17 protein-coding genes are annotated in these 19,880 nt (G+C 46.6%); all 17 read left to right on the forward strand.

What is annotated here, in order from left to right:
* Positions 1-9: 9 nt before the first annotated feature.
* Complete coding sequence (locus VOR_RS0115395; RefSeq protein WP_010320591.1) at positions 10-1,227, forward strand: type II secretion system F family protein; 1,218 nt, start codon at positions 10-12, stop codon at positions 1,225-1,227.
* An 18-nt stretch (positions 1,228-1,245) separates the two neighbouring features.
* Entirely contained in the window at positions 1,246-1,707 is a 462-nt protein-coding gene (locus tag VOR_RS0115400) for a hypothetical protein (RefSeq protein ID WP_010320592.1), read from the forward strand.
* 94 nt (positions 1,708-1,801) lie between these two features.
* Entirely contained in the window at positions 1,802-2,377 is a 576-nt protein-coding gene (locus VOR_RS0115405; protein ID WP_010320593.1) for a prepilin-type N-terminal cleavage/methylation domain-containing protein, read from the forward strand.
* 37 nt (positions 2,378-2,414) lie between these two features.
* A complete protein-coding gene (locus VOR_RS0115410) occupies positions 2,415-2,852 on the forward strand; it encodes a type II secretion system protein (protein ID WP_010320594.1) in 438 nt (145 codons plus the stop codon).
* A 139-nt stretch (positions 2,853-2,991) separates the two neighbouring features.
* The gene (locus VOR_RS0115415) at positions 2,992-3,489 is read left to right on the forward strand and encodes a prepilin-type N-terminal cleavage/methylation domain-containing protein (RefSeq protein WP_010320595.1); all 498 of its coding nucleotides are present in this window, start codon (positions 2,992-2,994) and stop codon (positions 3,487-3,489) included.
* Positions 3,479-4,036 (forward strand): prepilin-type N-terminal cleavage/methylation domain-containing protein, encoded by a 558-nt coding sequence (locus VOR_RS0115420; protein WP_010320596.1) that lies wholly within the window; start codon positions 3,479-3,481, stop codon positions 4,034-4,036. Before VOR_RS0115415 ends, VOR_RS0115420 begins: the two co-directional genes overlap by 11 nt.
* Complete coding sequence (locus tag VOR_RS0115425; protein ID WP_010320597.1) at positions 4,036-4,806, forward strand: PilW family protein; 771 nt, start codon at positions 4,036-4,038, stop codon at positions 4,804-4,806. The genes VOR_RS0115420 and VOR_RS0115425 overlap by 1 nt, the downstream gene beginning before the upstream one ends.
* The gene (locus VOR_RS0115430; RefSeq protein ID WP_010320598.1) at positions 4,778-5,200 is read left to right on the forward strand and encodes a hypothetical protein; all 423 of its coding nucleotides are present in this window, start codon (positions 4,778-4,780) and stop codon (positions 5,198-5,200) included. Before VOR_RS0115425 ends, VOR_RS0115430 begins: the two co-directional genes overlap by 29 nt.
* Positions 5,193-8,924 (forward strand): DUF6701 domain-containing protein, encoded by a 3,732-nt coding sequence (locus VOR_RS0115435; protein WP_010320599.1) that lies wholly within the window; start codon positions 5,193-5,195, stop codon positions 8,922-8,924. Before VOR_RS0115430 ends, VOR_RS0115435 begins: the two co-directional genes overlap by 8 nt.
* Before the next feature lie 170 nt (positions 8,925-9,094).
* The gene (locus tag VOR_RS0115440; protein ID WP_010320600.1) at positions 9,095-10,138 is read left to right on the forward strand and encodes a rod shape-determining protein; all 1,044 of its coding nucleotides are present in this window, start codon (positions 9,095-9,097) and stop codon (positions 10,136-10,138) included.
* A gap of 51 nt (positions 10,139-10,189) precedes the next feature.
* The gene (gene mreC, locus VOR_RS0115445) at positions 10,190-11,077 is read left to right on the forward strand and encodes a rod shape-determining protein MreC (protein ID WP_010320601.1); all 888 of its coding nucleotides are present in this window, start codon (positions 10,190-10,192) and stop codon (positions 11,075-11,077) included.
* Positions 11,067-11,555 carry a rod shape-determining protein MreD gene (gene mreD, locus VOR_RS0115450; RefSeq protein ID WP_010320602.1) on the forward strand — a complete coding sequence of 163 codons (489 nt, stop codon included), beginning with the start codon at positions 11,067-11,069 and terminating at the stop codon, positions 11,553-11,555. The genes mreC and mreD overlap by 11 nt, the downstream gene beginning before the upstream one ends.
* Entirely contained in the window at positions 11,552-12,118 is a 567-nt protein-coding gene (locus VOR_RS0115455; RefSeq protein ID WP_029627273.1) for a Maf family protein, read from the forward strand. Before mreD ends, VOR_RS0115455 begins: the two co-directional genes overlap by 4 nt.
* Positions 12,119-12,140: 22 nt before the next feature.
* Positions 12,141-13,610, forward strand: coding sequence for a ribonuclease G (gene rng / locus VOR_RS0115460; protein ID WP_010320604.1), 1,470 nt, complete (start codon positions 12,141-12,143; stop codon positions 13,608-13,610).
* Positions 13,611-13,620: 10 nt separating this feature from the next.
* The gene (locus VOR_RS0115465) at positions 13,621-17,505 is read left to right on the forward strand and encodes a YhdP family protein (RefSeq protein WP_033197484.1); all 3,885 of its coding nucleotides are present in this window, start codon (positions 13,621-13,623) and stop codon (positions 17,503-17,505) included.
* Positions 17,506-17,515: 10 nt separating this feature from the next.
* The gene (locus VOR_RS0115470; RefSeq protein ID WP_010320606.1) at positions 17,516-18,349 is read left to right on the forward strand and encodes a carbon-nitrogen hydrolase family protein; all 834 of its coding nucleotides are present in this window, start codon (positions 17,516-17,518) and stop codon (positions 18,347-18,349) included.
* Positions 18,346-19,791, forward strand: coding sequence for a metalloprotease TldD (gene tldD, locus VOR_RS0115475; RefSeq protein ID WP_010320607.1), 1,446 nt, complete (start codon positions 18,346-18,348; stop codon positions 19,789-19,791). The genes VOR_RS0115470 and tldD overlap by 4 nt, the downstream gene beginning before the upstream one ends.
* Positions 19,792-19,880: the final 89 nt, after the last annotated feature.

Here is a 19,880-nt window from a genome sequence, read left to right on the forward strand (position 1 = left end):
AGGTTAATCATGCCAACGTATCGTTATCAGGGTCGAAATTTAGATGGTAGCAAAACCTCCGGGCAGGTTGATGCGCCGACGGAAGAGCTCGCGGCAGAAGCGTTATTTAACAAGGGCGTTATTCCGACCTTAATTTCGTCAGACCAAGGAGCTGATTTCTCGATTGATTGGAAATCGCTGTTTACCCCAACGGTGCCACTTGAGGTGCTGGTAATCTTCTGTCGTCAGCTTTACAGCTTGACCAAAGCGGGTGTGCCACTGCTGCGTTCGATGAAAGGACTTATCCAAAATTGTGCTAATAAACAGCTTAAAGAAGCATTGGAAGCGGTCAGTAATGAGCTAACCAACGGGCGCAGTTTATCGAGCTCAATGCAGATGTACCCTAAAGTCTTTAGCCCGTTGTTTGTGTCGATGATCCACGTCGGTGAGAACACCGGGCGGCTTGATGAAGCCTTACTGCAATTGTCTCATTACTACGAGCAAGAAGTCGAAACTCGTAAACGGATCAAAACGGCGATGCGTTATCCGAGCTTTGTCATCAGTTTTATTTTAGTGGCAATGTTTGTACTTAACGTCAAAGTGATCCCACAATTTACTAGTATGTTTAGCCGCTTCGGTGTTGATTTACCGCTGCCAACTCGCATTTTAATGGGTATGTCAGATTTCTTTGTCAACTACTGGCCAGTGATGATAGCAATATTGGTCGGCGGTTTGTTTGCTTTCAGAGCTTGGTTTAGCACAGCCGCAGGGCGTCAAAAATGGGATAAGTTTCGCTTACGCATGCCGATTGTCGGCGGCATAGTGAACCGAGCGCAATTGGCGCGTTTTTCTCGAACATTTGCCTTGATGCTGAAAGCGGGGGTGCCGTTAAACCAATCGATAGCATTATCTGCCGAAGCGTTGGATAACAAATTTCTAGAATCGCGCCTGTTAGAAATGAAAGCGGCCATTGAAGCGGGAACAAGCGTATCCACCACCGCGGTAAACGCCAATATTTTTACGCCATTAGTTATTCAGATGATTTCGGTGGGTGAAGAGACAGGGTGCATTGATGAGTTGCTACTTGAAGTCGCGGACTTCTATGATAGAGAGGTGGATTACGATCTCAAAACCCTCACCGCGCGCATAGAGCCGATTTTATTGGTGATTGTCGCTGCGATGGTGTTGGTGCTTGCACTTGGCATCTTTTTGCCAATGTGGGGAATGCTCGACGCGATCAAAGGATAAAAGGATAAAGGTTGTCAGATGAAAACGGCGATAGAGCGTTCTCAGTTCGCAATTTGGGGGTTGATTGTCTTTGTTCTTTTGATGGCTTTGCTATCAGCATGGAAGTCGATAGAAAAAGAATCCAATCAAACCGCATTAGCGATGGCGAGCAGTAAAATCGTAGAAAGTGCCAATTTTTATAAGCAAGATTGGTTATTAAAGGGGCGGCCCTCAACTTTAATCGCGAATGGTCGATTACTCAATATGAGTGCAACAGGCTGGGTATTACCATTGGCTGCGAATGAATCAAGTATAAATTGTCGTTATTGGTTAAGCCTGCTATACCCAGATGAACAACTGCTTGAGAGCAAAGTGATTTCAATTGAATCGGCCCATCAAGCGAACCTGTATCAATGTCGCTATGTTTACAGCCAAAAACAGGTGATAACCATTGAGCTTTTAAGGGATAAGTTTACAGTAAGCGTCGATTTTTCAGCATGAGTTTTCGACATAAGCAGTGAAATGGGCACTCGCTCGTAGCGATGCGAGAACAAATGCGTATAATACACGGTAATAACAAAGAGATAGGTAGAGCATGGATAACAAACAAACGGGCTTTTCCTTAGTTGAATTAGTCGTAGTGATTGTGGTTGTCGGCTTATTAGCCGTTGCAGCGCTACCCCGCTTTCTAGATGTCACCGATGAAGCGAAAAAAGCCAGCATCGAAGGGGTTGCCGGTGGTTTTGCTACAGGTGTTCTATCGGCGCGTGCTCAGTGGGAAGCTCAGGCAAGAACCTCTGTGACTTTGGGCTCGGAAAAACAAAACACCGTCAACTATGATGGTGTCAATTTCTGGCTGACTCGCTCTACAGCTAGCAGTGGCGCCGCGACCGGTTTTAGGGACGGTTATCCGTTGGCGCTCAATACCGATAATACCAGTTATCCAGCGGCGATTACGGATCAGTCATGTATTGATTTAATGGATAATTTGCTGCAAAATCCACCAAAAGTTGACACAGTCGCTAATGCAGCCAATAACGCTAATGTAAAATATTCAGCACAAGCCGATGACGGTCAAGCCACTTGTACTTATGTGCAAAAAGAGGGCGGAACCGCGCACCAGTTTGTGTATGAGATAAAAACGGGTCGTGTGACCGTCACTTTGCAGTAAGTCTGCGCATTGATTAAAACATAGAGAGAAAGTAACTATGAAAAGACAAAACGGTTTCACCCTAATCGAACTTGTGGTTGTGATTGTGATTCTCGGCATTCTCGCCGTCACCGCCGCACCACGTTTTTTGAATTTTCAGGGAGATGCTCGTAAAGCTTCCTTGCAGGGTTTAAAAGGTGCAATTGATGGGGCCGCGGGTATTGTTTATGGTAAAGCAGCATTGGCAGGTCTGGAAAAATCGGCTTCGGGAGCTGTAGATAATGTTCAGATTATTTATGGTTATCCCAAAGCTAGCAGTGATGGAATTGGTAATGCAGTAGTCGGTCTTAATTCAGACTGGAACGTAGCTACCAGTGGGGCCACTTCAATTACATATGGTTTTAAATCAAACACAAGTACAACATGTGCTGTTACTTATAATCAAGCTACTAGCAGTGCGGTGTATTCTACAGCAGTGACTGATACTGGCTGCTAATACTAAAGGCCAGCGTTGCTGGCCTTTACTTTATCTATAACGAGAGTTATTTCTCATCCACAAAAGTCAGTAAAACTTAAGCCCACTACGGGAATTTCTTATATACTTTAAGCACTTGTTTTTTCGCTAGAGGTATAAAATGCAGCAACATTTAGCAGCGCGGCGTGGTTTTACGTTGATCGAACTGGTCGTGGTGATTGTGCTGCTGGGCATTGTCGCTGTGTACGCTGCAAGCCGTTATACCGGCATCTCCTCCTTTTCAAGTGTGACCACACAAAGCGAAGTGTTGGCCTCACTGCGTTTGACCCAAAACCGCGCCATGCAGCGTACCGACCTCTGTAATCGCTGGTTGGTCAGCAATAATCAAGCGCAGCAAGTATCTCCTTCCGTTTCTGCTGGTGCTTGCACCACTTCACTGCTCAGCCCTGCAACCGACAGTAGTTTTGTTGACGCGGCGGCGAACGATATCACCCTAACGTTAACCAATAACGATGGCAGCTATTTTTTAGATTTTGATAATTTAGGTCGCGCCGCGCAGTGCTTAACGGCAAATTGCACCGTTACATTAAATAATCTGCAATCGGGTGAATCTCGCCAAGTGTGCATCAATAGCGAGGGGTACATTTATGCGTGTTAACGCGCCGCGCGGGTTTACTCTCATTGAGATGATCATCGTTATCACGGTAACGGCAATAGCCATGACAGGCATTACGGCAGCGCTTTATCCTCGCTCGCAGCAAAGCGCTGAACAGGTGCTAGCAGTAAAAGCCGCCGAGTTAGGTCGCGCGGTTATGGATGAAGTGATGGGCCGAGCCTTTGACCAAAACTCCGGCCATAATGGTGGATTGCCAGAGTGTTTACTTAGCGGAGCTGTAGAGGAAATGTGCACTGCCCACGACGATCTGGGTAAAGATGGCGAAGCGAGCATTAACCAATACAACGATGTCGATGATTTTATCACGGCTCAGCCAAGGCCAATTGAAGATGTGCTCGGCACACTGTTAGATACGAGCAGTTATCGAGGTTTTACTGTGACGATTGCGGCGTTTTATGAGCAGGACAGTGGTGGGCAACTCAGCGGAGTGAACGCTAATCAACGGACTCACTATAAGCGGGTTTCTGTGGTGATCATTGACCCGAAGGGGAATCGCTACCCATTTGCGGCGATTAAGGGCAATTTCTGATGCGTGGTTTTACCCTGATTGAAATGGTGATTACGATTATTCTGTTGTCGGTAGTCGGGTTATTTTTAGGCTCTGTGATCCGCCAAAGTATGGGTATTTATGTTGATACCACCGCCCGCGAAGCTTTGATCCAACAAGGGCGCTTTGTTACTGAGCGGCTGAGCCGAGAACTGCGTGAAGCGGTGCCAAACAGCGTGTTGGTGGAAAATGGTTGCATTGAGTTTTTGCCGATCACTGACAGCGCGATCTACAACGACCTGCCAACCGTGCAATCGCCTTCGGCTGCGGTGCGTTTATTGCCGATCGACAAAAAAGTACTCAATGGCGATCGTCTGGTTGTGTTCCCAACCAACGCCGCTTCGCTACGCCAAGCGCCAAATGCAAGCGGACAAACAGCGCAAGTAAACGCAGATGTTGATTTTACGCCACCCAACGACGCGATCATGGTTGATGTTGAGTTGACACAACCAACAGGATTTGTAATTCAATCGCCAGCTAAGCGAGTCTATTTTTATCGCACGCCAGTGGCTTTTTGTTATCAGAACAGTCGTATTTATCGTTACGTGGATTACGCGCTTAATCGCAGTGCGCTCAGCCCTGAACAGCTTGGCACTCCAGTATTGATGGCTGAAAACATTAGCCAAGCCAACTTTCACGTCACGCAGCCAGAGCTACAACGCAACGGCTTAGTGAAAATTGAACTGACATTTTCCGACCGCGGCGAGGAGGTAAAGTTTGACCATGACGCGCTTATCTACAACACGCCGTAAACAGCAAGGCAGCGGCTTAGTGTTGGTCATCTTTATCATTGTGGTGGTCGGCTTTGTTGCATCGGTCGCGAACCGTAATCAACAGCGCAATAGCCAGCAATTGGTTTCGATGGTGTTAGGGACAAGGGCTGAAATGGCGGCGCGATCGGCGATCAACGTTGAACTGAGTCGTTTTTATCAAACGACAACCGACGGGAGTTGCCATACTAATTCAGTACAATCACTCACTTTTGAAGGTGAAGGGTTAGCGCAATGTAGCGCACAGGTTGAATGTAACTCAGTGGGTGATATGGATGATGGTCGCACTGTTTATGAACTGACTTCAACCGGGCGTTGTCAGGCTGGCGATTGGACGTTGCAGCGAGTCATCGAAGTGGGGGTGAAAAGTGAATAGATCGTTAGTTAAAACGCTCGTGGGGTGTTTGGTACTGCTGCCTGCTTGCGCTTGGTCGTTTCAGAATATCGATAAAACCATTTATTTCCAGAGCGTAGCTCAAGGGCATGGTAGTTGTAGCTTTGCACCAAATCCTCAGTTTATTCAAAACGATAGTGCAAGAATTAGCGGGACGAATGATTCGATTGTCGATTTCTGTTCCATCAATTCCACGTCAGAACGTATCAATGCACGCTGTGATAATAATCTTTGTCAGGTTTCTGGTAATACCGTCCCCTCACTGACACTTAGCGGTATTAATCAATTCAAACCTTCCTCGAATACGAGTACGCAAATTAACGGATGTCAGAGCGGGCAGAGTTTACAAGTCACGCAATCCAATCATGGGCGTATCGAGTTATATCAGGCCTGTACTTTAACTTTTAGCAATCAGACCGAATATAAAGTGAAATCACTCACTGCGGGAGGTGGAGCTACGGTTGTTCTTCCTTCGGCGGATTATTGGATTGAGTCTCTAGAATTAAACCAAGGTAGTCAGATAATTGTTGATGGCGACGTACGTCTTTTTATCCAAAATAGTTCCGACTGGACTGGTGCTCAGATTAATGTGTCTGGTTCAGGAAGCTTGACGATTGTTGGTTATAACAACATAACGCTGAATGAAGCAAATCAAGTGAATGCCTATCTTTATGTCGGTGGCACCTTGACGCTCCATAAAACATCGATAGTCAATGGCCGTACGACAATCCGCCGATTAATGATGGAGGGGAATACTCAGATCAATCAAAATGAGCAGCAAGGCTATGCTTGTTTTGAGGATGATTTTAACCGCTCCTCGCTTGGCCAGAACTGGACCCCTTATACCAGTACTGGTAGCTTTACGCCGAGTTTGATCAGTAATCGCTTACGTTTAACTGAGGATCGAAATAACCAAGCAACCGCAGTGACTTACCAACGAATTTTCCCAGCGGCTGGCAACTTAGTTACTGTTGAGTTTGATTACTATGCGTGGGCTAATTTAACCGGTGATGGTGCTGATGGGGTGTCGGTTATTTTTTCGGATGCCGAGATTATCCCCAGAACAGGTGGTTTTGGCGGCTCTTTAGGGTATGCACCCACCATAAGTTCCAATCCAATTAAGCCGGGTTTTGCTGGAGGTTGGCTTGGGGTTGGTTTGGATGAATGGGGAAATTATTCCAACCCAACAGAGGGAAGAGTCGGAGGGCCTGGTTTTCGTCGCCAAGCCGTTGCTATTCGAGGCTCTGAAGCCGCAAGTTACCGCTATCTAGTAGGAACTGCCGCTAATTTGAACCCCAAGATGGATGTACGTCGTACTTGTCAATGGTGGGGCTGTTCTTTCCCGGGGCCAGGTCCTGGGCATCGCTATTTCATCACCATCGATTCACGAAATAATAACGCGGTTTATGTTCGTGTGGATCGTCTGGTGAATGGCAATATGCAGACAGTTATCGATTGGTTTAATGTGTTATCGAATCCTAATCAAGGTGCGACACCCGAAGAGTTCTTACTTTCTCTTGCAGGCTCAACGGGTGGATCAGTTAATAACCATGAGATTGAAAACTTTAAGGTTTGTGCCTTGAAGTCTCGTGACGTCGGGGAGCAGGTTGATCATTTTCGTTTTACTTTACCATCGTCAGATGGGCTAACTTGTAACGCCGCTGATGTACAAATACAAGCTTGTGCAAATAGCAGTTGTAGTGAGCTTTACCTGCAGCCGGTCACCGCGACTTTACTACCGAATTCATTACCTTCTGCGAGCGGTGGATGGCAAGGTGGCTCCCAAGTTAATATGACGAATGGTATTGCCAACCTGAAGCTTCGTAAAAATAGCGCAGGAAATGTAACTGTGGGGCTTCAGAGCTCAGTACCTAGTGCGAAACCTTTTTCGACCAATCTTTGTCGATATGGTAGTGGTGGATATTCTGCCCAAAATTGTACACTCAATTTCGTTGACAGTGGTTTTATTTTGGATGTACCCAATTCCTACGCCAATCAATCGGTAACTGGGACCATTAAAGCGGTACGAAAAGATAACGCTTCACAACTGTGTTTGCCTAGTTTTCAAAATGTACAAAAACCCGTTTCCTTTTGGAGTGATTACTTGAGCCCTAATGGGGGGCAAGGTTTTAGCGCTTTATCGGTTGGTGTGAATAGTGTGGCGGTAGGGCAGTCATCCAATACTGCGACGCCAGTGGTGCTCAATTTCAACCAAAACGGTGAGGCGAGCATTAACGTCTCCTATCGTGAGGCTGGTCGCCTTGCTTTGAATGCTCGTTTAACGGGAAGTGGTGATGAGCAGGATTTGCTTTTAGAAGGGCAAGGCATTTTTACCCGAGTTCCTCGTGCTTTAGTGCTTAGCGCCAATCACTCTTATAACTTAGCTCATCCAGATGGAAACTGCTCTGCTGCTGACTTAAGCTGTTTGGTTTTTGCAAGGGCTGGGGAAGGATTTAATCTTAATATCAAAGCGGTGGCGGCGGCACCGATTGAGGATAATGACTTCACTAATAATTTAGGAGTGACAAATTATCAACAAGCAAACATTGAGCTTAAACATACTCTAATCGCACCAGCGACAGGCGTGCCCGGTGCTCTCGGCGAAGTTGAATATGATCACCAATTAGGTAGCTCGACGACTGTACAACAAAGAGTGAGTGAGGTTGGGGTGTTTGATTTCTCGCTGAACGCGCCAACGACCTATCTTGGACTCGATTTAGCGAGTGAGAATCTGCCGATTGCCGTTGCCTCAACGGGCCAGATAGGTCGTTTTATCCCAGCCTATTTTTCTCCTTCTTCGGTGGTGACCAGCTTACAGGCTGAGTGTGAGGTGACTTCTCCTAATGAGGAGTCGTTCAGTTATTTAGGGCAACCATTTGGATATAAAGACAATCCGGGTATTTACTTACACCCAAGATCTGCGTCAGGCAGTGAAACGGTCAATTATTTCGACAGTGCTTGGTGGCGTTATGATCGGCAGTGGGATAATCGAAACTATAACGATACTGTGAATAGTTTACCAATCAGCTTTGATAGCGATTTGACGAGTGTGAACCGAGTCAATGGCGTTGATTCTCGCATTGAACTCTCTGGGGAGACATTGATCTACCAAAAGCCACCACAACCAATAGAGCCTTTTAACAGCAAGTTAGATCTTACCCTCTTGGCATCCGATCTTACAGATCTTGATGGGGTTTGCTACCGCGAAACGGCCAGCAGTCCTTGCCTAGGCTATACGATTACAGATATTGATGATGAGATGAAACTGCGCTGGGGTAAGCTGGTAATCCACGACACTTATGGCCCAGAAACCAGCGCCTTGAGCCAGCTAATCACGAGCGAATATTTCACTTCAAACGGGTTTGTTACCAATAACTTTGATCGTTGTACGTTATTACCTGCACTGGCGAATTTTACACTTACACCGACCGATTTGACTCTTGGATCTGCTGGTGCTCCTGAAGTCGATTCTACTTTAGTCAGTCAAACGCTAGCTTCAGGTGTAGCGAATATCAACTTCACGGCTCCGGGGGCTGGTCATCAAGGATTTATTGATACTTTGCTTGATCTCAATGCTCATGGGTTGCCTTGGTTGCGTCCCTACAATGATCAAAATGGTGCTTTTGAAAATGAAGTCTCAGGCCGAGTACAATTTGGATTGTACCGAGGCAGCGACCGGGTAATCTGGTGGCGTGAAAAAAATTAACCGGATAATTCACACAAATTCATGGAGATTTTTCTACCTAAGTTAGGAATCTGTTAGAAATTGCGTGTTTCAGTCCATGTTTATGCGTCAACGCCTTGCTGTGATCGCAAGGCATTGGTACATTTAGTGCAATTTTCTATCTTCTAATTCTTGCAGGACGAGCGAAGAATATGTTCAAAAAACTGCGTGGCATGTTTTCCAACGATCTATCGATCGATTTAGGTACCGCCAATACTCTTATATACGTTAAAGGACAAGGTATTGTCCTCGACGAGCCTTCCGTTGTTGCTATTCGCCAAGATAAAGGTCGTGGTGGAAAAAGCGTTGCTGCTGTCGGTCATGCCGCTAAGCAGATGCTTGGTCGTACGCCGGGGAATATTTCTGCAATTCGTCCGATGAAAGACGGCGTGATTGCGGATTTCTACGTGACCGAAAAAATGTTGCAACACTTCATTAAGCAGGTGCATGACAACAGTGTCCTCAAACCAAGCCCTCGCGTTCTGGTGTGTGTGCCTTGCGGCTCCACCCAAGTTGAACGCCGTGCGATTCGTGAATCAGCACTCGGTGCTGGCGCGCGTGAAGTCTATTTGATTGATGAGCCTATGGCGGCGGCCATCGGTGCTGGTCTACGTGTTTCTGAACCAACGGGTTCAATGGTGGTCGATATCGGTGGTGGTACGACTGAAGTTGCCGTTATTTCCTTGAACGGTGTGGTTTACTCTTCCTCTGTGCGTATCGGCGGTGACCGTTTTGATGAATCGATCATCAATTATGTGCGTCGTAACTACGGCAGCTTAATCGGTGAAGCGACCGCAGAGAAAATCAAACATGAGATTGGCTCGGCTTACCCCGGCGATGAAGTGATGGAGATTGAAGTTCGTGGTCGTAACCTTGCTGAAGGGGTTCCTCGTAGCTTTACTCTTAACTCCAATGAAATCTTAGAAGCACTGCAAGAACCGCTTTCCAGTATTGTTTCTGCGGTGATGGTTGCGCTTGAACAGTGCCCGCCAGAGCTTGCTTCTGATATCTCAGAAAATGGTATGGTATTAACCGGTGGCGGAGCGCTGCTCAAAGATATTGATCGCCTCTTGACCGAAGAAACGGGAATACCAGTTGTGGTTGCCGATAATCCTCTAACCTGTGTTGCCCTTGGTGGTGGTAAAGCGTTGGAAATGATCGATATGCACGGTGGCGACCTATTTAGCGAAGAATAATGGCTTTGGGAGCCGTAAAGCTCCCATTATGACATCTAGGATTTTTATAGAATGAAGCCAATATTTGGTCGAGGACCATCTCTTCAGCTACGTCTCTTTTTTGCCGTGATTTTATCAGCCAGTCTTATGCTGGCTGATAGTCGTTTAGGTGCTTTTTCCAACGTTCGTTTTTTTCTTAATAGCTTAGTCGCTCCCATCCAATACATGGCGGATTTACCGCGCAGTATGTTTGATGATCTGTATGAGCGATTAGCCACTCATCAAAAACTGATTGAATTGAATCAACGTTTGAAACGAGAAGCCTTGACGTTAAAAAGTGATTTGATCTTGTTTGATCAATACCGTGAAGAGAACCAACGCTTACGCAAGTTGCTTGGATCTTCTTTTGTTCGTGATGAAAAGAAGGTTGTCACTGAGGTGATGGCGGTCGATACCTCACCTTATCGTCATCAAGTTGTGATTGATAAAGGACGAGCGGACGGTGTTTACGAAGGGCAACCCGTTATTAACGACAAAGGTATTGTTGGCCAAGTGACTTTTGTGGCGGCGCATAACAGCCGGGTGTTGTTGCTGACTGACACCAATAGTGCGATTCCAGTGCAAATTATTCGTAATGATATCCGAGTGATCGCCTCTGGTAATGGTCAGATTGACCGCATTCAGTTAGAGCACATTCCCACCAGCACCGATATTGAAGTGGGTGACTTGCTCGTCACATCAGGTTTAGGGGGTGTATATCCTGAAGGTTATCCCGTCGCACACGTTTCGGTGGTCGACAAAGATACCCAGCGTGAATTTGCGTCGATCACCGCCGATCCCGTGGTGGATTTTGATCGTCTACGCTATTTGCTGTTGATCTGGCCTAACGAAGATAGGCAGCAAAAAGTATTGCAAGTGAAACCAGAGAAAATGTTAGAGGAAGCAACCGATGGCCAATAGCATGGTGAAAAGTAAATTAGTGATTGGCACATCATTTCTTTTTGCTCTGGTTTTACAAACGATCCCTTGGCCGGGTGAGCTGGATCTGCTGCGTCCATCGTGGTTACTGCTGGTGACATGCTATTGGGTTTTAGCGTTGCCGCATCGAGTCAATGTAGGGTCGGCTTTGATCCTCGGTTTGTTATGGGATCTACTGCTTGGTTCAACATTGGGCATTCGTGGCATGATGATGGCCATTGTTGTCTACTTAGTGGCGATTAACTTCTTAGTGCTGCGTAATATGGCGTTATGGCAACAAGCCGTAATCATTGGCGTGTTATCTATGTTGCTCGAAGTGCTGATCTTCTGCGGCGAATATTTAATTCAAGATGTGACATTCAACCCGCTCTCGCTATGGGTTGGTGTCATCAACTGCATATTATGGCCTTGGATGTTCTTACTGCTTCGTCGTGTGCGACGTCACTGGCATCTGAGATGATGAATAAAAAAATTGTATTAGCGTCTGGCTCGCCAAGAAGACGAGAGTTACTGACTCAACTAGGTTATCAGTTTGATATTGTGGTGCCCAATGTTGAAGAGTGCCGTAATGAATATGAAGCACCAGTAGAGTACGTTCAACGCTTGTCTCGTGATAAGGCGCTAGCAGGCCTTGCTTTATCCAACCCGGCTTCGATAGTTATTGGGTCTGATACTATAGTCGTGCAAGGTGAAACAGTGCTTGAAAAACCCGCTGATTTTGCTCAAGCACAACAGATGTTACGCCGCTTATCTGGTACAAAACATCAAGTGATGACGGCGGTAACCATAGCAACACATGATCATTCTAAATCCGTCGTGGTAACGACGGAGGTATGGTTTAAACCTTTGTCAGATGAAGAAATAGAACAATATTGGCAATCGGGTGAACCTTGCGATAAAGCTGGCAGTTATGGCATTCAAGGATTGGGTGGACGATTTGTAACGAAGATCGAAGGCAGTTATTACGCCGTTGTAGGATTACCATTATTTGAAACTGACCAGCTCTTGCACGAATTTATATAATTAAAAATATTGAGGTGTACTCATGAGTGCAGAGTTGTTACTAAACGTCACCCCGAGTGAAACTCGTGTGGCGATGATTGAAGGCGGAGTTCTTCAAGAGGTCCACATTGAGCGAGAAGCGAAACGCGGCATTGTGGGCAATATTTACAAAGGAAAAGTCAGCCGAGTTCTTCCCGGAATGCAGGCCGCCTTTGTCGATATTGGTTTAGACAAGGCCGCTTTTCTTCACGCTTCTGACATTGTTCCTCATACTGAATGTGTGGCTGAGAACGAAAAGCAGCAGTTTCAAGTTCGTGATATTTCAGAGCTAGTTCGTCAAGGCCAAGATATTGTGGTGCAAGTGGTCAAAGATCCACTAGGAACTAAAGGCGCCCGTTTAACGACAGATATTACCCTACCTTCGCGCTATCTCGTTTTTATGCCCGGCGCAAGTCATGTTGGTGTTTCACAACGCATTGAAAGTGAATCAGAGCGTGATCGTCTCAAAAAAGTCGTGTCTCATTATTGTGATGAGCACGGTGGGTTCATTATTCGTACCGCCGCTGAAGGGGCTGATGAGAAAGAGCTTGCACAAGATGCCGCCTTTCTTAAACGGCTATGGCTGAAAGTGTTGGAGCGTCGAGTTAAATACAAAACACGCTCGACACTGTATGGCGAATTGGGTTTAGCTCAGCGTATTTTACGAGATTTTGTCGGCACTGATTTGACACGGATCTTAGTCGATTCACGCCTTGAATTTGAGAACCTCAAAGAGTTCACCTCAGAGTTTGTGCCTGAGTTGACCGATAAGCTTGAACTGTATGAAGGTGACAAGCCTATCTTTGATATGTACGACACCGAAAACGAGGTTCAGCGTTCTCTCGAGCGTAAAGTGGAGCTCAAGTCTGGTGGATACCTTATCATCGACCAAACCGAAGCCATGACCACAATTGATATCAATACTGGCGCGTTTGTTGGCCGTCGTAACCTCGAAGAAACCATTTTTAATACTAATGTGGAAGCGACCCAAGCCATTGCCCGTCAGTTACGTTTGCGCAACTTAGGGGGCATCATCATTATTGATTTTATCGATATGATGTCTGAAGAGCACCGTAAGCGAGTGCTCAACTCGTTAGATGCCGCTCTGGTTAAAGATCGCGTCAAAACGAATATTAATGGTTTTACGCAGTTAGGCTTGGTCGAGATGACGCGTAAGCGCACCCGTGAAAGTATTGAACACGTGTTATGTTCGAGTTGTCCAACCTGTGAAGGCCGCGGCAGTGTGAAAACCGTTGAAACCGTCTGTTTCGAAATCTTACGTGAAATCACGCGTGTCAACCGCGCTTACGATGCGGATAAATTTGTGGTTTACGCATCCCCTGCGGTGGCAGAAACCTTGCAAGGTGATGAGTCTCATGCCCTTGCTGAGTTGGAAGTGTTTATTGGAAAAGAAGTGCGCATTCAAGCGGAGCCACTTTATATCCAAGAACAATTTGACGTTGTGATGATGTAGTAGGGTTTTTGTGATCTCAACTTTTACGCGCCTTTGGCGAATAGTATTGTGCTTTATCGTTAGCGTGCTAGTGGTGCTGGCTGTTGCTGTCACCACCTTGCGTGTGTTTTTGCCACAAATGAATCGTTTCCAAGGCGAAATACAAACCTTGATCAACCAAAATTCAGGTTTTGAATTTGAATTAAGTGAGGTCACTGGTTTTTGGCGTAATACTCACCCGTCAATTGCACTTAAGGGGCTAAAAGCAAAGCTACCTGATGGATCGCAAATTCACTTTTCTGCGCAACAAATCGATGTTGAATTTGACCTCATTCAGTCAATACTGCAAATGCAACCTGTGGTCGCGGATCTCAGTGTTCATCAACTCAAATTGGATATTCGCTCGGTAAACTGGCTTGAGCTACAGGCGGAAGATAACCAACAGAGCCGCACACAAGGCAATGTCATTGAGCGTTTAGACAACCTACTGTTGCGGCAATTGGATGATTTTGCGCTACTCGACTCGACGGTTTTCTATCAATCTGTCGCGGGGGAGATTAGCCAGTTAGATATTGAACGCCTTCGGTGGAAAAATAACGCTCAGCAGCATAAAGCGGAAGGCGTGGTGAGCATCGCTGATACCAGCATAAACTCTTTGTTAGTGAGCGCTAACTTTGAAGATCATGGTTCACTACGCGATATTTCAGGTCACTTCTATGTTAGCGCTGACAATATCAAAATAAACCCGTGGTTGACTCGTTATCTCAAAGATGAAACCGGCATTAAGAAAGGACAGGTGAGTTTTAATGCCTGGCTGACGTTAGAGCATAACCAACCCAAAGATGGTTATGTTGAACTTAAGCCATCGGAGCGGATTTGGGATGAAAAACGCCAGCATGAACTGCTGTTAGAGTCAGGGATCATTAAACTCTCACCAATCGAAAAAGGATGGCAAGTTAATGCTTACTCACTTCGGCTCCGCACGGATGACGAAGTGTGGCCTGAACTTGATGTTGCGTTTGAATGGCAACCGACGCAATGGCGTTTGAACTTGTCGCAGTTGGACATAAAAACTTTGCTTCCCTTTGTGAAAATGATGCCCGATTCCAGCCAAACGAACGAGCTTTTGCAGCAATTGGATTTGGGGGGCACCTTAGAAGATATTCGGCTCAGCAAAGGAGATAGCCTGCAATCGCTTCGTTATTCTGCTGAACTCAGTGATGGCGCCATGGCGCAATGGGAACTATTGCCGCAAGTACACCATCTCAAAGCCTCCATTGCAGGTAGCATGGAGAGTGCTCGCGCCAAAGTAACGCTGATTGATGACGTGTTACCTTATGGTGAAGTTTTCCAAGCACCATTGAATATTCGTCAAGGTGAAGCCGATGTGGTATGGCAAAAGCAAACTGATGGCTGGTCATTGTGGGCCAGTAAAGTGACAGCCGCGACACCTGATTTGCAAGTGCTCGGAGCATTTCGTCTCGATTTTCCTGAAAAACGCAGTCCTTTACTTTCGTTTTATGCGGAAGCTGATTTATACAATGCGGGTGAAACTTGGCGTTATTTGCCTACCTTGGCTTTAGGCCATGACTTGACGGATTATCTCTCTACTGCGATACAAGGCGGTAAAGCCAATACGGCTAAATTGCTTTGGTATGGAGAGCTTGGCGATTTCCCCTACCAACAAAATAATGGCGTATTCCAAGCTTGGGTTGGGTTAAAAGAGGCAAAGTTCAGTTTTGATACGGCGTGGCCGCCGATAACCAATTTGCAACTCGATCTGCTGTTTGAAAACGATGCAATGTATCTTGATTCACACTCTGCGACCTTAATGGATGTCACTGCCCAGAGGATTACGGGGCGAATACCTGAGCTAGCCGAAGGTGGATACATCGAAATCGAAGCCAGTGCAACAGCCCAAGGCAATGCCGTGCGTGACTACATGACCTCAACGCCTTTAGTCGACTCAGTAGGGGCGGCGTTAACGGCGATTCAAGTCAGTGGCGACGTGCAATCTGAATTTCAGCTTCATATTCCTTTTGATAGTGAGCAGGAACCCCGAGCATGGGGTTGGGCGAATTTAAACAATAACCACGTGGAAATGGATGCACCACCAATGGTGCTTGAGGGTGTCTCTGGCAAAATTGAATTTGATAATGATGTCGTGACGGCAGCCGGTTTGTCGGCCGATCTGCTGACCCAAGCGATCGCGATTGATTTTAAAGGTGAAAATGCCAGCCAAGGTTACGCAGTCAATATTGATGTGCTAGGAGACTGGGATATTAAACCCCTGACACCTTTTGTTGGAGAACGTTGGCTTGGTCGTTTAAAAGGCCATGCTCCTTGGCAAATGGGCGTTGATATTCAGCTCAATGATGTTGGTTTTACTTATCAAATCGACACCTTAGCCGATCTAAAAATGGTAGAAAGTGATTATCCTTACCCGCTGAAAAAAGCATTCAAGGTAGCAGGTAAGGCCCAACTGCAAGCCTCGGGTAACCAAGAGTCGATCACCGCTCGCCTACAATTACCACAAGCGAAATACCAAGCTGAAATCGATATCACATCGAAAAAACCACGCCTGACGGCCACCAATCTCATAGTAGGGATCGGCAATTTTAAAATCAGCCCAGTGGTTGGCCACCATGCGCAGATCCGCAGTGATACCTTTAATTTGGATGAATGGTTGAGTTTGGTCAATGAGCCTCAGCCGAAGAAAAAATCAGCTCTAGCGGAGATGAATACTCCCGAGATCCCACCACCAGAGAGAGTGGACATCAACGTCAAAGCACTTCTACTGGCGGGAATTGAGTGGCACGATGTTGATTTTAATGCCAGACGTAAAAATCTCGGTTGGTACGCACAGCTCGAGAGCCAAGAAGCGAAAGGCCAAGCAAGTTATATTGAACCTTATGATTTGTCCGTCTCGCTTGAACGTTTGCACGTTTACATTCCCGACCTTGATGAAAGCGCCAAAAAGTCCCTATTAGTCGATCAAGCTCGCCAGTCTGAGCCGCTTATTGCTGATTTTGACCGACAGTTTCATCGATTAGTGCCAAACTTAACTTTGGCCATTGATGATCTTTGGTTGCAGGGTTACAAGGTGGGCAAGATGAATATGGACTTCGAGCGGCAAGGTGATACTTTGCAATGGAAGAAGATTGACATCAGTAGTGGTTCAAACCAAGTCAATATCAATGGTGCTTGGACGTTGGATAAAGACGCACAAGGTGATGAGCGTAGCCATACCCAACTGAATCTCACCATGAAAGGTGATAATAATAGCGATTTGATGGAGCGTTTTGGTATTAGCTCGGGGATCCAACGAGCGCCATTTGAAATATCGAGTCAAACCGAGTGGGATGGCGCGCCTTGGTCAATGAAGATCGACAGCTTAGAAGGCAAGATAGAGACTACTATGGGTAAAGGTGTCGTTTCTGATGTCAGAGGTGCCGCTCGTTTGCTCGGATTGTTCAGTTTAGATTCCATTATTCGCAAAATGCAGCTCGATTTTAGCGACGTGTTTGATCAAGGGATGGCCTTTAACTCAATTACGGGTAGTGGTGAAATTTCTCAAGGGATTTTTGTTACCAACAACATCAAAATGGATGCCGTGGCCGGTGAAATGACTATCAAAGGCTTAGCGGATCTCAACGACCGCACTGTTGATGCTGAGGTGAATTTTGTACCAGATATCACATCAGGAATTCCCGTCTTAACGGCTTTTGCGGTGACGCCGCAAACAGCGTTGTATGTCCTCGCTATTACGACTGTGATTGCACCTGTGGTTGAGGTCTTTACCCAAGTCAATTATGAGGTCAAAGGGCCAATTAATTCACCGGCGGTTAAAGAGCTTTCGCGTAGTAGGGGCGAGTTTAAATTGCCAGAAAAGTTGAGAAAATTGACTGAAAAATAGGGAAGTAGGCATGGATCGCGTTGGACTTATTCAAATGACGTCAAGCTCTGAACCTGCGCAGAATTTGGCCTATATCGAACAGCAAGTGTCACTACTTGTGGAGCAAGGCGTGCAGTGGATTGTCACGCCGGAAAATGCACTGGTGTTTGGCACGCGACAACAGTACCACCAATATGCCGAGCCATTGGGGCAGGGGCCCTTGCAGAGCCAATTGGCTGCCATGGCCCGCTTTCATCGGGTGTGGTTGTTGGTGGGCAGCATGCCTATTCGTCGTAAAGTTGGGGTAACGACCAGCTCCTTGCTGTTTGACGCCAGTGGCGATCTTGTCGCGCACTACGACAAGCTACACATGTTTGATGTCGATGTCGCTGACGGCCACCAGCGCTATCGAGAATCGGAAACTTTTACCTGCGGCACAAAGCTGAGTGTTGCGTCGACGCCATTTGGTCAAATTGGCCTTTCCATCTGCTATGATGTGCGTTTTCCGCACCTCTATTCTCAATTAAGAGTGCAGGGTGCTCAGATAGTAGTGGTTCCTGCGGCCTTTACGGCGGTGACCGGAAAGGCACATTGGGAAGTCTTGTTAAGAGCCCGAGCGATAGAGAATCAGTGTTGGGTTGTTGCGGTTGGGCAAGCTGGGCTTCATCCATGTGGGCGCGAGACATGGGGTCATTCGATGGTCATCAGCCCTTGGGGTGAAGTTATTGCAAGCTTAAACCAGCAAGTGGGGAATTTAGTTGTCGATATTGACTTGGCTTACGTTGATCAAGTTCGACAAAAAATGCCCATTGCTGCACACACCCGATTCACCAATCAGTTTATAGAGAATAAGAGCACACTATGAGTATTAACCGCATTGAAGATGCACTATTAAAACCGGCAGGATTAACCGAGCAAGATATTGCAGATACACTAGCGACAATTGCCACTCGTCAAATTGATTATGCCGATATCTATTTTCAGTCGAGCTGGCACGAGTCTTTAGTGCTCGAAGACAGCATCATTAAAGACGGTTCATTTAATATCGATTGCGGTGTTGGTGTGCGCGCCGTCACGGGTGAAAAAACCGGTTTTGCCTATTCAGATCAAATCCAATTAGAAGGTTTGAAACAGAGTGCAATAGCCGCACGAGGCATTGCGCAGCAAGGCAAAAGTGGTTGTGTTCAAGCCTTTAAACGTAGCGATAATCAAGCCTATTATGCGGCGGATAACCCGCTAGCCAGTTGGGAAAAAAAGCAAAAAACAGAATTACTGCAAGAGCTGGATGCTTACATTCGCACCAAAGAGCCTTTGATCCAAGAAGTCTCGGTGAGCTTAAGTGGTGTGCATGAACAGATGTTAGTTGCTGCAACCGATGGGACTTACGCAGGCGATATCCGCCCTTTGGTCCGTTTGTCGATCAGCGTGTTAGCACAAAAAGGTGATCGCCGCGAGCGAGGCAGCTCTGGTGGTGGTGGTCGTTTTGGTTATGACTTTTTCCTCACCGAACAAGATGGCCGTAAAGTTGCGTTTCAGTTTGCCGATGAAGCTATCCGACAAGCCTTAGTCAACCTTGAAGCTGTCGCAGCTCCTGCGGGTGCGATGCCAGTTGTGCTTGGTTCTGGTTGGCCGGGCGTCTTGCTTCACGAAGCGGTAGGGCATGGCTTAGAAGGTGATTTTAACCGCAAGGGATCTTCTGTCTTCTCCGGTAAAATTGGCCAGAAAGTAACCTCAACGCTTTGTACGATTGTTGACGATGGCACGTTGAAAGATCTGCGTGGCTCGCTCAATGTCGACGATGAAGGTGTCAATGGTCAATACAACACCTTAATTGAAAATGGCGTGTTGAAAGGCTACATACAAGACAAACTCAACGCACGTTTGATGGGGGTGAACCCCACGGGTAATGGGCGTCGTGAATCGTACGCACATTTACCGATGCCGCGCATGACCAACACTTACATGTTGCCGGGTGAACATACGCCAGAAGAGATCATTTCAACAGTGAAGAAAGGCGTTTATGCGCCCAACTTTGGCGGTGGCCAAGTGGATATCACCTCGGGTAAATTTGTGTTCTCTGCCTCTGAAGCCTATATGATTGAAAACGGCAAAATTACTTATCCAATCAAAGGTGCAACCTTGATAGGTTCTGGCATTGAGGCAATGCAACAAGTCTCAATGGTGGGTAACGATTTGAGCCTTGATCGCGGCGTTGGAGTGTGCGGTAAAGCAGGACAAAGTGTGCCTGTTGGAGTAGGACAACCTACGCTTAAGCTAGATTCGCTCACTGTTGGTGGCACCGAATAACGTTGTTACTCGCTCAGAGCTGACGTGGTTTGTATCGCGCAGCGTAAGCAAATAAAAAGCGGCGTTTTGATGCGCCGCTTTTTTATCTC

This window comes from Vibrio ordalii ATCC 33509 (genome assembly GCA_000257205.1).
Lineage (GTDB): Bacteria > Pseudomonadota > Gammaproteobacteria > Enterobacterales > Vibrionaceae > Vibrio > Vibrio ordalii.